The sequence below is a fragment of the Salifodinibacter halophilus genome (assembly GCA_012999515.1).
GTDB lineage: Bacteria > Pseudomonadota > Gammaproteobacteria > Nevskiales > Salinisphaeraceae > Salifodinibacter > Salifodinibacter halophilus.
In genome coordinates, this window is sequence record JABEEB010000167.1 from 1 (window position 1) to 285 (window position 285).

A 285-nucleotide genomic window follows, 5' to 3' on the forward strand; every position below is an offset into this window, starting at 1 on the left:
CCACGCGCAGCCCGACCACTTCCAGCTTCAGCGCTTCGTTCTCGGCGGTCAGCTCGGCCACGCGCTGGCGCAGCGCCTGCAATTCTTCGCTTTCGTCGGCGTTGGCCACGAACTTCGCCGGCGCGGCTTCTTCGTCGATCTCGACCTCGGGCTTGGCCTCGCGCGGCTTGCGCTTGGACTCGCGCACGCGCTTGGCCGCCTGCTTGAGTTCGGCGCCGCCGGCCAGGGCTGCGGCGCGCTGCTCTTCTTCCGGCAGCGTCGCCACCGCGGCGGCGGCGTTGATCG

Annotated in this window: 1 protein-coding gene; it reads right to left on the reverse strand. The window is 71.2% G+C overall.

The features are described from left to right. Window positions 1–285 (reverse strand): plasmid replication/partition related protein (locus HKX41_11175; protein NNC24692.1); only part of this gene is annotated, 285 nt, incomplete at both ends.